The sequence below is a fragment of the Bradyrhizobium sp. 154 genome (assembly GCF_023073875.1).
In the GTDB taxonomy this organism is placed as follows: Bacteria; Pseudomonadota; Alphaproteobacteria; order Rhizobiales; family Xanthobacteraceae; genus Bradyrhizobium.
The window spans coordinates 53,472-67,733 of sequence record NZ_JADPKG010000030.1 but is presented as its reverse complement, the minus strand read 5'-3'; the positions used below and the strand labels follow the sequence as shown (position 1 = coordinate 67,733).

Genomic DNA, 14,262 nt, shown 5'->3' with positions numbered 1-14,262 from the left:
GGCGGAACCTCCCTTCTCCTTCACACTTATCACGCAGCCGCCGCGCCCGGGCGGATCCATCGAGGCTGCGGCGCATGATCGACGATCTCTGGTACAAGAACGGCATAATCTACTGCCTGTCCGTCGGCTCCTACATGGACGCCAACGGCGACGGCATCGGCGACTTCAAGGGCTTGCTCCGCCGGCTCGACTATCTGCACGGGCTTGGCATCACCACGATCTGGCTGATGCCGTTCCAGACCTCACCGGGCCGCGACGACGGCTATGACATCGCAGACTATTACAGCGTCGATTCCCGCTACGGCACGCTCGGCGATTTCGTCGAGTTCGCCCATGGCTGCAAGCAGCGCGGCATCCGAATCATCATCGATCTCGTGGTCAACCACACCTCGGACCAGCATCCCTGGTTCAAGGAGGCGCGGCGCGACAAGAACTCGCCCTATCGCGACTGGTATGTCTGGTCCGACAAGAAGCCGGCCAACGCCAACGAGGGCATGGTGTTTCCAGGCGTGCAGAAATCGACATGGACGCGCGACAAGGAAGCCGGTGCCTGGTACTTTCATCGCTTCTACGATTTCCAGCCCGATCTCAACACCTCAAACCCGCGCGTGCAGGCCGAGATCCTCAAGATCATGGGGTTCTGGATCCAGCTCGGCGTCTCCGGCTTCCGCATGGATGCCGTGCCCTTCGTGATCGCGACCAAGGGCGCGAAAGTGAGGAAGCCGGTCGAGCAGTACGACATGCTGCGCGCCTTCCGCGAATTCCTGCAATGGCGCCAGGGCGACGCCATCATCCTTGCCGAAGCCAACGTGCTGCCGAAGACGGACATGGAATATTTCGGGCGCGACGGCGATCGCATGCACATGATGTTCAACTTCCACGTCAACCAGAACCTGTTCTACGCGTTGGCCTCGGCCGACTCGCGGCCGTTGGCGAAGGCGCTGAAGGCGACCAAGCCGCGGCCGGCCACCGCGCAATGGGGGCTGTTCCTGCGCAATCACGACGAGCTCGATCTCGGCCGCCTGACCAAGGCACAGCGCGAGATCGTGTTCAAATGCTTCGGTCCCGACAAGGACATGCAGCTCTACGACCGCGGCATCAGGCGGCGCCTCGCACCGATGTTGGGCGGCGACCGCCGGCGGCTCGAGCTCGCCTATAGCCTGATGTGCACGCTGCCGGGGACGCCCGTCATCCGTTATGGCGACGAGATCGCGATGGGCGACGATCTCTCGCTGCCTGAACGCAACTGCGCGCGCACGCCGATGCAATGGTCGACCGAGCCGCATGGCGGCTTCACCAAGAGCAACAAGCCGGCATGCCCCGTCATCGACAAGGGCCCTTACGGCTACGACCACGTCAACGTTGCCAAGCAGCGGCGCGATCCCAACTCGATGCTGAACTGGACCGAACGCATCGTGCGCATGCGCAAGGAGGTGCCGGAAGTCGGCTGGGGCGATTTCGCGATAATTCCTGTGCGCGATCCCGCCGTGTTCATCATGCGCTATGACTGGCGCAACAATTCGGTGCTGTTCGTGCACAATCTCGACGAGAAGCCGCGCGAGATCGCGTTCTCGGCCGGATTGCCTGATGGGGCCGGCGCGCACCTCGTCAATCTGCTCGCGGAAGACCACAGCCACGCCGACAAGCGCGGCCAGCACCGCGTCGTGCTGGAGCCCTACGGCTATCGCTGGTACCGCGTCGGCGGGCTGGATTATCTGTTGAAGCGGAGCGACATCGACGGGAGCACGGTGCGGGCGAAGAAGCATCCGGGGTGACGTCGAGAGCCGCAATCTGCTCCACTGCTTCAACGATCGTCATTGCGAGGGTAGCGAAGCAATCCAGAATCGCGCCGCGGTGACAGTCTGGATTGCTTCGATGCGCTCGCAATGACAGGGAGATAGCAGTGGTCACTCTTCCGACGTTCTCCTGGCGAAAGCGTGGCTACGTCGGCGGCGCCAGCACCATGCCCTCGTTGCCGCGCAAGTCCAGCACGCCCTCCAACTTCTCCCCCTCGCGATCGAGAAACGTCGACAGCAGGATCTCGCTGCCGAAGGGGATGGCGCTGGTGGTGACAGCGATCGGATCGGCGCCGAGATTGAGCGCCACGATCACCGCCTTGCCGCCGGCCTCGCGGCGATAAATCAGCAGATCGCCTTGCGCCGAGATCGGGTGATAATCACCTGCGACCAGCGGCGGGGAAGCTTTCCGCAACGCGATCAGGCGCCTGTATAGCGTGAGGATCGAGCGTGGATCGGCTTCGAGATTGACGACGTTTTCGCGGATGTGATCCTCCGGCAGAGGCAGCCATGGCCGGACCTCCGAGAAGCCGGCGAAGTTGGAGGAATCCCATTGCATCGGCGTGCGGCAGCCGTCGCGGCCGACACCGATGCCGGGCACGTTCTTCTCGAAGGGGTCGCGTACGTCCTCCGGCGCGATCGCGAGCTGATGCATGCCGATCTCGTCGCCGTAATAGAGCGTCGGCGTGCCGCGCAGCGTCAGCAGCAGCATGGCGGCGACACGCGCCTGCTCGGGACCGACGCGGCTGGCAACGCGCGGACGGTCATGATTGCCGAGCACCCAGTTCGGCCAGGCGCCGCGCGGCAGCGCCTTCTCGTAATCCTCGATGATCTTCTCGATCGAGCGCGCGCTCCAGAAGGTCGAGAGCAGCGCGAAGTTGAACGGCATCTGCGCGCCGGTCAGATCGTTGCCGTAATAGGCCACCAATCGATGCAGCGGCAGATAGATCTCGCCGATCAAGACGCGCGCGCCAAAGGCATCGGTGACACGCCGCATCTGCGCGATCACGTCATGCACCTCCGGCTGATCGGTCGAGTATTGCGTCAGGATCTTCTCGTTCGGCGCCCGGCCCTCGACGTAGTGCGGGTTCGGTGGATTGTCGCGGAATTCGGCGTCCTTGATCAGGTGCCAAATCACGTCGACGCGAAAGCCGTCGACGCCCTTCTCCAGCCAGAACCGCATCACGTCGTAGATCGCCGTGCGAACCTCCGGATTGCGCCAGTTGAGATCCGGCTGCTGGGCCAGGAAAGCATGGTAATAATATTGGCCCGTGGTCTCGTCGAATTGCCACGCGCTGCCGCCGAACTCGGACAACCAGTTGTTCGGCACGCCGCCATCCGGCGCCGGATGGCGCCAGATGTACCAGTCGCGCTTGGGATTGTCGCGTGAGGACCGGCTCTCGATGAACCAGGGATGCTGGTCCGAGGTGTGGTTGGGAACGAGGTCGAGGATCAGCTTCAGGCCGTTGTCATGGGCGGCGGCGAGCAGCGCATCGAAATCTTCCATCGTGCCGAACAGCGGCTCGATGCCGGTATAGTCGGAAATGTCGTAGCCGAAATCCGCCATCGGCGAGGGAAAGATCGGCGACAGCCAGATCGCGTCGACGCCGAGCGATTTGACGTAAGGCAGCCGCCTGAGGATGCCGGCGAGATCGCCGACGCCGTCGCCATTCGAATCCTGAAACGAGCGCGGGTAGATCTGATAGAAGATCCCGTCGCGCCACCAATTCGCATTGCCTTGAGCCATGCCGAAAGACCACCCAAATCTGCGCCCTCGCGCGGGAGAACGCGACAGCGACGCCCCGGTTCAAATTGGCAGATCAATTGGGACGGCGGTGTGACCATTGTTCCCGGTCTCGTTCCGGCTGTTTGGCCCGAATCTTTTGCTTGGCGGCCTGGCAAAAATCGGCATTGTGAGGCCATGACCGAGCAAAATGACACCAAAGCCAAAGCCGGCGCGATCATCGTGCCCGTGACGCTGTTCGAGCAGAACTGCACCATCATCTGGGACGAGCCCTCCAAAAAGGCCGTGGTGATCGATCCCGGCGGCGACGTGCCGAAGATTCTGGATGCGATCAAGCAGACCGGCGTCACCGTGGAGAAGATCTGGCTGACCCACGGCCATATCGACCATGTCGGCGGCGCGGCCGATCTGCGCGACGCGCTGAAGGTGCCGATCGAGGGCCCGCATGAAACGGACAAGTTCCTGCTCGACAATGTGGTCGAGAGCGGCGCGCGCTTCGGCATGACGGGGGTGCGCAACTTTGCGCCGGACCGCTGGCTCGACGAAGGCGACAGCGTCTCGATCGGCGGCTTGCAGTTCGACATCCTGCACTGCCCCGGCCACTCGCCCGGCAGTGTGGTGTTCTTCAACAAGGACTTGCGTTTTGCGCATGTCGGCGACGTCCTGTTCGCCGGCTCGGTCGGACGCACCGACCTGCCCGGCGGCAGTCACGCCACGCTGATCAATTCGATAAAGACCAAGCTCTTGCCGCTCGGCGATGACGTCGGCTTCATCTGCGGACACGGCGCCGGCTCGAGCATCGGCCAGGAGCGGATGACCAATCCGTTCATCACCGGCGAGATGTAAGGTTCTACTCGGCGGCGTCCGCCAGCGCCGCGGGTTCGCTCAGGTTACGGTCGCCCCATTCCCGGATCGCGGCGACGACCGGCACAAAACTCCTGCCCTTGCGAGTCAGGCGATACTCGACCTTCGGCGGCACCTCGCCAAAATCCTTGCGGTCGATCAGGCCGCTCGCCGTCAGCGCCTTCAATTCGCGGCTGAGCACGCGCGGGGTGATCTCCGCGCTGCCTTCCGTGCCGCGCAGCAGACCGCTCCTGATCTCGCCGTAGCGGCGCGGACCATCCTTCAAATCCCAGACGATGCGCAGCTTGTACTTGCCGCTGATCATCTTCTGAAACGCCGCGACCGGACAGGTGCGCGCCGGGTTCGCTGTTGCCTTCACCAGTGCCTTGGCCATCTCGTCTCCTCCATGCGCATCCAGCTTGCACGAGAATAGGGGCGGCGCCGAAAAAATCCATACTATCAATTTTGTCCATACTTGCAGGATCGCGTGCAAGGCGCAGATGATTGACGCACATGACGAACAGGGAGCGTCACATGAAGCACTTCATGATCAAGTATGAATTCAGGAGCGGCACGACGGAGGCCTGGCACCAGGAGGTCGGCCGTTTCATCAGGGCGATCGACGGCGATCCGGAGCTGAAAGGGCGGATCGGCTATCGTGTCCTGAAGCACCGCGACGACGGCAGCTATATCCACCTCGCCAGCGTCATGGACGATACCGCGCAAAAGACCCTGCAATCGCGCGACTTCTTTCGGGCCTATCAGGAGATGACGCGCAAGGTGGCCGGCGGCGAGGTCACGGTGACGCCGATCGAGATGATTGGCGCAACGGCGTAGTGAGTATCATCTGCCTGCGCGACAAACTACTTCATCAACCCCGCCGCCGTCAGCGCGCGCGTGATGATCCGGCCGAGATCGAAGCTGCGTGTTCTCTCGCGCTTCGGCTCGGCCGGCTTTTCGGCGACAGCGGTCAGGATCGAGCGGGCGAGATGCGGCGCGGGCGTCAGCGCCGGCTTCGATGACTTGGCTTGCGCCTTCTTTGCCGCCTCCGGAATCCAGCCGGTGAGACCGAAGAACTTTGCGATGTGATAGGACGAGGAGATGCCGGCCTCGATCAGGAATGCGCCTTCCATGCCGTAGCGCTGATCGTTGTCGGCGAGACCGAGCGGCGTGCCGTGCGCCATGTCGGTGATGGCGTAGGACTCGACCAGCGTCTCGCCGTCCTTGTTCCACCAGGCCTGACGCGGATAGCCGTCCACAATGGTCTCCGCCATCGGCACCTCGGGCAGATCGTGCAAATCGAGCCATTGCTTGACGATCTCGTTGGCATTGCCGGGGTTGACGGTGCGGTCGGCGCTGCCGTGCCACACCGACACCTTCGGCCAGGGACCACGATGATCAGAGGCGCGGCGCACGAGATCGCCGAGCTCGCGCGCCGGACGCGCCGGGGAATGGAACATGCCGTCCAGCGCCTCGCGCAGGTTCGAGGCAATGCCATAGGGCAAGCCGGCGATCATCGCGCCGGCCGCGAAGACTTCCGGATAGGTCGCGAGCATCACCGACGTCATGCCGCCGCCGGCGGACAGGCCGGTGATGAAGATGCGCTTGGGGTCGATGCGATGCGCTTCCACCATGTGCGCGATCATCTCGCGAATCGAACGCGCCTCGCCGCTGTCCCGTGCGGTGTCTTCCGGATTGAACCAGTTGAAGCAGGTGTTGCCGTTGTTGATGCGCTGCTGCTCGGGCATCAGCAGCGCGAAGCCGTAATGCTTCGCCAGCGTCGACCAGCCGGCGCCGAGATCGTAGCCGGAAGCGGTCTGGCCGCAGCCGTGCAGCACGACGACGAGCGCGCGCGGCTGCTGAAGCTGCGCCGGCACGAACGCGAACATGCGCAAGGTCCCGGGATTGACACCGAAGCCCGTGACCTCTTGCAGTGGGCTGGATGAACCTGCGCTGCGGCCGAGTTCGGCAAAGCGCAGACCGTCCAGCTTTGGCAGACGTCTCAAGAGATCGACATTTCTGGCTAACGACACGGCAACTTCCTGGTGGGCGAGGTTCAACTCCAGCCAAACCAGATAGTTGCTGCATTGCGAAATAAAAAGGCCGTGTGCTGTCAATCCTGCAAAATCGACGGGATTTCCCGTGGAATCTGCGCTCATTAACCGCAATGCCCTGACTTCGTGCCGATGCGGGGCGCATTCACGCCAGAAATGCGGCGCAGATCATGATCAATGTGACAGACAGCCCAAGCGAGATGAGAAATCCTGCGCGCGCTGAAGGCGCGGCTGCCCCAATCGTCGGTGACCAACAGATGCAGGATCGCCGGCACCTGCTCGCACCATCAAGGCGGCGGTCGCGCCCTGCGCCAGCTACCGTCCGAGCATGACGATCTCCTGTGAATGATCAAACGCGATCGCCTTCCGGCGCCAGAGCACGGCATCTACGTTCTTCGTGCCCTGACAAAGGTCGCGGGTGGCCGGGACAAGCCCGGCCGTAAGCGCCTGCACGCAAGAATGGGGGAGGAAAAAGACAGACGCATGCGCGCATTCCGCCATGCGGGACATCGTACGATTGCGTTCGCTTCCGCGAGCACGTAGCCTCGCCGCTTCAACAAACAGAAAATCAAAGCCGGAGAGAACGCCATGGCGCGCCTGAAGTTTGGAGCCTTTCTTGCCCCGCATCATCCGATCGGGGAGCATCCGATGCTCCAGTTCCGGCGCGACCTCGACCTGGTCGAGCAGCTGGATAGCCTCGGTTATGACGAGTTCTGGTGCGGCGAGCATCACTCCTCCGGCTGGGAGATGATCGCATCGCCCGAGATGTTCCTGGCCGCGGCCGGCGAGCGCACCAAGCGGATCAAGCTTGGCACCGGGGTGGTGTCGCTGCCCTATCACCATCCCTTCAACGTCGCCCAGCGCATGGTGCAGCTCGACCATATGACCGGCGGCCGCGCCATCTTCGGCTCCGGCCCGGGCGCGCTGGCGTCCGACGCGCACACGCTGGGCATCGACCCGATGACGCAGCGCGACCGCCAGGACGAGGCGATCGGCGTGATCCGCCGCCTCTTCAACGGCGAGCGCGTCACCGCGAAGAGCGACTGGTTCACCATGAACGACGCCGCGCTCCAGATCCTACCCTTGCAGGAGGAGATGCCGTTCGTGGTGGCCTCGCAGATCTCTCCCTCCGGCATGACGCTCGCCGGAAAATACGGCATCGGCATCATCTCGCTGGGCTCGATGACGACGCAGGGACTGATGTCGCTGCAGCAGCAATGGCAGTTCGCCGAGGACGCGGCGAAAAAACACGGCACCAATGTGAGCCGCGCCGACTGGCGCGTGCTCCTGACCTGGCATATCGCCGAGACACGCGAGCAGGCGCGCCGCGAGGCCGGTGCAGGGCTGATGCGCTGGCACAACGAATATAATGTCGGCACGTTGCAACGTCCGGGCCTCACGGCTTTTTCCTCACCTGATGAGGCCGTGGACAAGACCGCCTTCGTCGAAGGCGCGGCATCCACCATCGGCACGCCCGACGATCTCGTCAAAACCATCAAGAATGTGATGCAAGTGTCCGGCGGCGTCGGCGCCATCATCGGCTTCGTGCATGACTGGGCCAATCCGGAGAATACGCGCCGCAGCTGGGACATGGTCGCGCGCTACGTCGTGCCGGAGATCAACGGCTATATCGACGGTCTTCGCAAGTCGCAAAAATTCGTGATCGAGAATCGCGCGATCTTCGAGCGCGCGGGCCAGGCCGTGATGGCCAAGATCATGGAGAACGAGAAGGCCGCCGAGGCGCTGAAGGTGACTGGCCCCGGCCGTGTCGCGATTCCCGCCGTGAACGCACCGGATTTGCAGAAGGAAGCGGCGAAGCGGTAGGCGCCGATCTGCGCTCCCGCAGGGCTGTCGCATATACTTGGCGGCGCCTGAGCGAGCGCCTCGTGCTTCGAGACGATCGCGGAGCCTGTCATCGGGCCGCGCTTTGCGCGGACCCGGTGGCGGTCTCCTCAGGATCAGGCTAAGCGGCATCGGCGTCCGCCGAATCTGCTGCCGCGCGCTCCGTCCTCATCCTGAGGGCCCGCCAAAGGCGGGCGTCTCGAAGGATCGGCCGCAAGGACTGCTCTCAAATGCGATTGTCCCGGCTTCGCCGGGACGACAACGACGCGCGTGTGACGATTTTGTGCGCAAACGACCGCCGTGTCATCGCAATCGGCTGTGCTATGCTGACCGTGTCCGCCAACCGGAGCGATCGTCATGTCGATGCAGAATGTGGCCGCCCCTGCGCTTCAGTTCACTGCGCCCAGGCGCAACGAGCTGACGCACATTCCCGGCGACGAGGGCTGGCCGATCATCGGCAAGACCTTTCAGGTGCTCGCCGACCCCAAGGGCCACGTCGAGGCGAACGGCGCCAAATACGGCCCGGTCTACCGCACGCACATTTTCGGCGAGACCAATGTCGTGCTGCTCGGTCCGGAAGCGAACGAGCTCGTGATGTTCGACCAGCAGAAGCTGTTCTCGTCGACACACGGCTGGAACAGGGTGCTCGGTCTGTTGTTTCCGCGCGGGCTGATGCTGCTCGATTTCGATGAGCACCGCCTGCATCGCAAGGCGCTGTCGGTCGCGTTCAAGTCCGGTCCGATGAAGTCGTATCTGCGCGATCTCGATCGCGGCATTTCCGCGCGCGTCGCGCAGTGGAAGGCCAAGCCCGGCGAGATGCAGCTCTACCCGGCGATGAAGCAGCTCACGCTCGATCTCGCTGCGGCCTCGTTTCTCGGCGCCGACATCGGACCGGAAGTCGACGAGATCAACCGTGCCTTCATCGACATGGTCGCGGCCGCCGTCGCCCCGATCCGCCGCCCCCTGCCGGGCACCCAGATGGCGCGAGGCGTGAAGGGGCGCAAACGCATCGTCGCCTATTTCCGCGAGCAGATTCCGCTGCGACGCGGCAATCATGGCGGCGACGACCTGTTCTCGCAGCTCTGCCGCGCCACCCATGAAGACGGCGCGCTGCTGTCGGAGCAGGACATCGTCGACCATATGAGCTTCCTGATGATGGCGGCGCACGACACGCTGACCTCGTCCCTGACCTCCTTCATCGGCGAGCTCGCGGCAAATCCGGACTGGCAGAACAGGCTGCGGGAGGAGGTCCTCGCGCTGGGGCTCGCTCCGAATGCGCCGAGCAGCTTCGACGATCTGGAAAAGATGCCGCTGTCGGAGATGGCGTTTAAGGAGGCGCTGCGGATCAAGCCGCCGGTACCATCGATGCCGCGCCGCGCGATGCGCGCTTTCACTTTCAAGGGCTTTACGATCCCCGCCGGCACCGCCGTCGGCGTCAATCCGCTCTACACACATCACATGAAGGACATCTGGCCGGAGCCGGACCGCTTCGATCCTCTGCGGTTCACCGAGGAAGCCCAGCGCAACCGCCACCGCTTCGCCTTTGTGCCGTTCGGCGGCGGCGCGCATATGTGCCTCGGCCTGCACTTCGCCTATATGCAGACGAAATGCTTCGCGCGGCATTTTTTGCAGAACATCGAGGTGTCGCTGGAACCGGGCTACAAGCCGGACTGGCAGATGTGGCCGATCCCGAAGCCGCGGGACGGCTTGCAGGTGCGGGTGAAGGCGATTTAGCGCCACACCGTCATTGCGAGCGAAGCGAAGCAATCCAGACTATCTCCGCGGAAACAGGCTGGATTGCTTCGTCGCCCGCGACAAAATTGCTTCGCAATTTGATCGCGGACTCCTCGCAATGACGAGATCGGATTGATAGCTCGCAGCACAAGAAGCGCACTCCCTCTCCCGCAAGCGGGAGAGGTGTTGGAGCCCGCCTCCCGCTCGCCGCTACGCCCCCTGATCGAACGCCTTGCGCAAGGCCACGTAACCCTGTTGCTGCTGGCTCCAGTTGCGGCCGCCGGTCATGGCACCGTCGACGACGAGGTCGTGGCCGTTGATGAAGCTGGACTCGTCGCTCGCCAGGAACACCGCGGCGTGGGCGATGTCATCAGGGAGACCGGCGCGCGGGATCGGCTGCGCGGTCTTGTAGACCTCGCGCATCACCGCCGGCGTCTTCTCGGCTGCGTCGGTCGACAGCCCGAGTGCCTTGCCGAAGATTCCGGTTGCGATCGCGCCGGGCGAGATCGAGTTGACGCGCACGTTTGACTCGCCGAGCTCCATCGCCACGCATTTGGTGAGATGGATCACCGCCGCCTTGGCCGCGCTATAGACCATCGAGGACGAGAACCCGGCGAGACGGCCGGCGATGCTGCCATTGTTGATGATGCTGCCAAAACCCTGCTTCTTCATGTGGGGCGCTGCGTGCTTCATGCCGAGCATGACGCTGCGCACCAGCGTCGCCATCGCCGCGTCGAACCGCTCGACCTCGAGGCCTTCGATGCCCCCGGTCTGCGCCGGACCGCCGGCATTATTGAAGAGGCAATCGATCTTGCCGAATTTGTCCACCGCGAGCGCGATCAGCGCCTGCATCTGCGCTTCGACCGTCACGTCCGTCTGGCGGAAGACGCAAGTCGGCCCGAGCTGCTTCGCCAGCGCCTCGCCTTCGGCGATGCGCCGGCCCGCGATCACAATTTTGGCACCTTCGGCAACGAAGACTTCCGCGGTGCGCAATCCGATCCCGCTCGTCGCGCCGGTGATGATCGCAATCTTGCCGTCCAGCCTGCCCATGTAATGTTCCCGTTTTCGAATGATTTGATTTTCAGATGGCGGACACTGACAGATGACGGCGCCGCGACGGTCACTATTCCCGCCGACCCGTGGCAAGGCAAGCTTTGCTTGCGTGTCCGACATGCGTAACATTCGAACCCATGGCTCGACTTTCGGACGGGCATCGCGACCGGGCTGGGCATGGGGAAGCTGATCGACGAGTTCCGCAAGGGCTGGCAGGGCGTGGCACCGCCATCGCTCGGTCTGAGCATCGCCTTCGCGGTCGCCTGCCTGCTGCTCGCGACGCTGTCGCGCTGGGCTCTCGCCCAGGTGCGGCCAGACGTCTACTTCACCCCGTATTTCCCGGCCGTGTTCTTCGCCGCCGCGTTCGGAGGCTTCCGGATCGGCATCGTGACCGCACTTTTCGGCGGCGTGCTCGGCGTGATCGTCAATTTCGGCGATGCCTCTGCCGACCGCGCCCGGTTTGCGCTGCTGACGCTCTATTGGGTGGTCTGTGCACTCACCATCTGGGGTGTCGAGCACTATCGTACCCTGCTGATCGAGCAGCGCCGGATTTCCAAACGCCTGATCGAGGAAGAAGACTATCGCAAGCTGCTGGTCGACGAGCTCCAGCACCGGCTCAAGAACAAGCTGTCGACGGTGCACGCCGTGCTGCACCAGGTGCTGCACGACCAGCCGCAGGTCTGGGCCCGGATCGATCCGAGGCTGCGGTCGCTGGCCAGCACCGACGATTTGATCTCACGGATCGACAAGGCGGGCTGCGACATCCGCGACCTCCTGATCGCGGAGCTCGGGCCTTACGGCCATGTGCGCTTCACCCTCAACGGCGACCGGCTGTTCCTGCCGCCGAAGCTCGCGGTCACGCTGTCACTGATGTTTCACGAGCTCGCCACCAATGCAGGCAAATATGGCGCGTTCTCTGCACCGCGCGGATTGTTGCAGGTGTCCTGGACGGTCACCGGCGATCGCCTGACCATCACTTGGGATGAGACCGAGGGGCCGAGCATCGGCGAGGTGTCGGCACCGGGCTTCGGCACCAAATTGCTGAAGTCGGCGCTAACCGCCTTCGACGGCAAGACCGAGCTCTCATTCTTGAAAACCGGCCTCCATTGCATCATGCAATGCCGTATCCCCAAGAGCGGCTGACGGACAACAAAGTTCGGTCGATCGGGTCACCTCTCCCCGGAGAGAGAGGTGATCGAGCCCGGGGCTCGCATCGGTTCAGCCAAAGCTCATCGCGCCGCCGGATTGTTACAAGCGAAAGAGAACGCGCGCTCCACTCGCAGTTTCCCTGGGCGCATTGACGCTCTGTTAATGACGATCGGCGGCGCGCGTCGCATGGTCGCAAGTTTCGGCCAAAACACCCCCGTATTTCTTCGGACCCCTTAACCAAACTTAAGAGGGAACCGCGCAAGATCGCGTCCATTGCAAAGGCGCGCTGAAACAACAAGATTCATGACTTCTATGAACGACAATAAATATTTTGGCGCGAGCGAAGCCGAGCTCGGATTTCTCAAGGAAATCGTTAGAATGCTGCCGGCCGGCCTGACCGTGCAGGACGCGCACGGCGAGCTGCTGCTGGTTAACGATGCCGCGGCTGCCCAGCTCGGCATCGACGGCAGCCGTCCCTCGCCCGATCTGTCGCCGCGCCGCGAAGCCTGTCGGCAGGCGCTGAGCGCCGGCCAGCCGGTCGTCACCGAGGAAGCCATTCACAACGGCGCCGCGCGCCAGGTGCTGCTCACGACCCATCGTCCCGTCCGCCTCGCCGGACGCGAGCTCCTGATCTCGGCTTCCTCCGACATCACCGAGCAGAAGAATTTCGAGGACCAGCTGTTCCGCTCGGCCTATTTCGACGAGCTGACCGGGCTGCCCTCGCGGCGCGTGATCGAGCATCACGCCAACGGCCTGCTCGCGCGCGATGGCGGCGAGCGGTTCGCGCTGGCCTTTCTCGACGTCGACAATTTCAAGCACATCAACGACTATTACGGCCACGCAGTCGGCGATGCGCTGCTGGTCGAGCTGTCGAAGCGGCTCGGACGCGACTTGCGCGATTCCGACATGCTCTCGCGCATCTCCGGCGACGAATTCCTGCTGCTGCTGTCGCCGATCCAGAGCCAGGAGGAAGTTGCCGAATTCATGCAATCGACCCTGGAGCGGCTCACCGCGCCGTTCTTCATCGACACTTCGGAAGTCTTCGCCTCCACCTCGGTCGGCATCAGCCTCTACCCCGATCACGGACGCAGCTTCGAGACTCTGCGCCAGAACGCCGACATCGCGATGTACCGCATCAAGAACGATGGCAAGGGGTCGGCGGCTTTCTTCGATTCCAGCATGGAGCGAGAGGCGCTGGCGCGAATGAAGGTTGAGCAGTCGCTACGACTTGCCATCCTGGAGAAGCGCTTCTGCTGCGCGTTCCAATCCAAGGTCGACATCAGGACGCAGGCCGTGACGGGCATCGAGGCCCTGGTGCGCCTGCGTGACGACGAAGGCGTGATCCAGGCGCCCGGCTCGTTCATCAACCTCGCCAGCGAGCTCGGACTGATCGATGAGCTGACCCATCTCGTGCTGGCCGAGATCGTCAAGTCGATCGACCTGATCAACGAGACCTTCGGCGCCGAAGCAACCATCAGCATCAACGTCGCCGCCAAGCAGGCCGGCAACCCCGAGTTCATGCGCAGCTTCGCGCAAGCGCTGGACGACACTGGCTTTCCCAGCCGCTTCATGATCGAAGTAACGGAAGACGCCTTTGTCGCCAAGAATCATTTCCAGGCCGAAATCCTGCCGACGTTCCGCAAGCTCGGCGTCGGCATCTCAATCGACGATTTCGGCATCGGCTATTCCTCGCTCTCGGCGCTCGCCGACATCACTGCCGACGAGATCAAGATCGACCGCTCCTTCATCACCGACATCCATAAGCGTCCGCGCAGCCAGGGCATTTTGCGCGCGATCGAATCCTTGAGCGAAGCGCTCGGCATGACCGTGATTGCCGAGGGCCTCGAATCCTACGAGGAGCTCGCCTATCTCCAGGCCGCGACCAAGATCCGCTACGCGCAGGGCTATTACTTCTCCCGGCCGATCTTCCTGGAGGAGCTGAAGCTCGTAACACCAATCTCCAGCGAAGCGCGCGTCAACATGGTGAGCCGCCCGACGCAGCAGAACCGCCAAGGCTATTCGCGGGCGAGCGGGTACCGGCGATAGG

At 63.3% G+C, this 14,262-nt stretch carries 12 protein-coding genes; 7 read left to right on the top strand and 5 right to left on the bottom strand.

Features of this window, described 5'->3' with window-relative positions; genetic code table 11:
• Positions 1 to 74 precede the first annotated feature (74 nt).
• Entirely contained in the window at positions 75 to 1,775 is a 1,701-nt protein-coding gene (locus tag IVA92_RS05925) for an alpha-amylase family protein (protein ID WP_247281992.1), read from the top strand.
• A 166-nt stretch (positions 1,776 to 1,941) separates the two neighbouring features.
• Here IVA92_RS05925 and IVA92_RS05920 read toward each other — a convergent pair whose 3' ends face one another.
• Complete coding sequence (locus IVA92_RS05920) at positions 1,942 to 3,543, bottom strand: alpha-amylase family glycosyl hydrolase (protein ID WP_247281993.1); 1,602 nt, start codon at positions 3,541 to 3,543, stop codon at positions 1,942 to 1,944.
• A 174-nt stretch (positions 3,544 to 3,717) separates the two neighbouring features.
• On the opposite strand from IVA92_RS05920, the gene IVA92_RS05915 reads away from it, so the two are divergent.
• Complete coding sequence (locus tag IVA92_RS05915) at positions 3,718 to 4,386, top strand: MBL fold metallo-hydrolase (protein WP_247281994.1); 669 nt, start codon at positions 3,718 to 3,720, stop codon at positions 4,384 to 4,386.
• Between the two features lie 4 nt (positions 4,387 to 4,390).
• Here the strand turns inward: IVA92_RS05915 and IVA92_RS05910 are convergent, their stop codons facing one another.
• Positions 4,391 to 4,777 carry a helix-turn-helix domain-containing protein gene (locus IVA92_RS05910; RefSeq protein WP_247281995.1) on the bottom strand — a complete coding sequence of 129 codons (387 nt, stop codon included), beginning with the start codon at positions 4,775 to 4,777 and terminating at the stop codon, positions 4,391 to 4,393.
• Positions 4,778 to 4,917: 140 nt separating this feature from the next.
• Here IVA92_RS05910 and IVA92_RS05905 point away from each other — a divergent pair, with 140 nt between their 5' ends.
• Entirely contained in the window at positions 4,918 to 5,220 is a 303-nt protein-coding gene (locus tag IVA92_RS05905) for a hypothetical protein (RefSeq protein ID WP_247281996.1), read from the top strand.
• 26 nt (positions 5,221 to 5,246) lie between these two features.
• Here IVA92_RS05905 and IVA92_RS05900 read toward each other — a convergent pair whose 3' ends face one another.
• The gene (locus IVA92_RS05900) at positions 5,247 to 6,416 is read right to left on the bottom strand and encodes a PHB depolymerase family esterase (RefSeq protein WP_247281997.1); all 1,170 of its coding nucleotides are present in this window, start codon (positions 6,414 to 6,416) and stop codon (positions 5,247 to 5,249) included.
• Positions 6,417 to 6,752: 336 nt separating this feature from the next.
• Complete coding sequence (locus IVA92_RS05895) at positions 6,753 to 7,082, bottom strand: hypothetical protein (protein ID WP_247282060.1); 330 nt, start codon at positions 7,080 to 7,082, stop codon at positions 6,753 to 6,755.
• Here IVA92_RS05895 and IVA92_RS05890 point away from each other — a divergent pair.
• Positions 7,026 to 8,261 carry an LLM class flavin-dependent oxidoreductase gene (locus IVA92_RS05890; protein WP_247281998.1) on the top strand — a complete coding sequence of 412 codons (1,236 nt, stop codon included), beginning with the start codon at positions 7,026 to 7,028 and terminating at the stop codon, positions 8,259 to 8,261. The genes IVA92_RS05895 and IVA92_RS05890 overlap by 57 nt on opposite strands.
• A gap of 375 nt (positions 8,262 to 8,636) precedes the next feature.
• Positions 8,637 to 10,013, top strand: a complete 1,377-nt coding sequence (locus IVA92_RS05885) for a cytochrome P450 (protein WP_247281999.1) — start codon at positions 8,637 to 8,639, stop codon at positions 10,011 to 10,013.
• Positions 10,014 to 10,223: 210 nt separating this feature from the next.
• Here IVA92_RS05885 and IVA92_RS05880 read toward each other — a convergent pair whose 3' ends face one another.
• Positions 10,224 to 11,063, bottom strand: coding sequence for a glucose 1-dehydrogenase (locus IVA92_RS05880; protein ID WP_247282000.1), 840 nt, complete (start codon positions 11,061 to 11,063; stop codon positions 10,224 to 10,226).
• Positions 11,064 to 11,243: 180 nt separating this feature from the next.
• On the opposite strand from IVA92_RS05880, the gene IVA92_RS05875 reads away from it, so the two are divergent.
• Entirely contained in the window at positions 11,244 to 12,209 is a 966-nt protein-coding gene (locus IVA92_RS05875; protein ID WP_247282001.1) for a sensor histidine kinase, read from the top strand.
• A 318-nt stretch (positions 12,210 to 12,527) separates the two neighbouring features.
• On the top strand, positions 12,528 to 14,261 hold the full coding sequence (locus IVA92_RS05870; protein ID WP_247282002.1) for an EAL domain-containing protein: 1,734 nt from the start codon (positions 12,528 to 12,530) through the stop codon (positions 14,259 to 14,261).
• Position 14,262: the final 1 nt, after the last annotated feature.

Excerpts from the sequence above, each read along its gene's own strand:
- IVA92_RS05925 (WP_247281992.1), top strand. The coding sequence starts at position 75 with ATGATCGACGATCTCTGGTACAAGAACGGCATAATCTACTGCCTGTCC.
- IVA92_RS05920 (WP_247281993.1), bottom strand. The coding sequence starts at position 3,543 with ATGGCTCAAGGCAATGCGAATTGGTGGCGCGACGGGATCTTCTATCAG.
- IVA92_RS05915 (WP_247281994.1), top strand. The coding sequence starts at position 3,718 with ATGACCGAGCAAAATGACACCAAAGCCAAAGCCGGCGCGATCATCGTG.
- IVA92_RS05910 (WP_247281995.1), bottom strand. The coding sequence starts at position 4,777 with ATGGCCAAGGCACTGGTGAAGGCAACAGCGAACCCGGCGCGCACCTGT.
- IVA92_RS05905 (WP_247281996.1), top strand. The coding sequence starts at position 4,918 with ATGAAGCACTTCATGATCAAGTATGAATTCAGGAGCGGCACGACGGAG.
- IVA92_RS05890 (WP_247281998.1), top strand. The coding sequence starts at position 7,026 with ATGGCGCGCCTGAAGTTTGGAGCCTTTCTTGCCCCGCATCATCCGATC.
- IVA92_RS05895 (WP_247282060.1), bottom strand. The coding sequence starts at position 7,082 with ATGCTCCCCGATCGGATGATGCGGGGCAAGAAAGGCTCCAAACTTCAG.
- IVA92_RS05885 (WP_247281999.1), top strand. The coding sequence starts at position 8,637 with ATGTCGATGCAGAATGTGGCCGCCCCTGCGCTTCAGTTCACTGCGCCC.
- IVA92_RS05880 (WP_247282000.1), bottom strand. The coding sequence starts at position 11,063 with ATGGGCAGGCTGGACGGCAAGATTGCGATCATCACCGGCGCGACGAGC.
- IVA92_RS05875 (WP_247282001.1), top strand. The coding sequence starts at position 11,244 with ATGGGGAAGCTGATCGACGAGTTCCGCAAGGGCTGGCAGGGCGTGGCA.
- IVA92_RS05870 (WP_247282002.1), top strand. The coding sequence starts at position 12,528 with ATGAACGACAATAAATATTTTGGCGCGAGCGAAGCCGAGCTCGGATTT.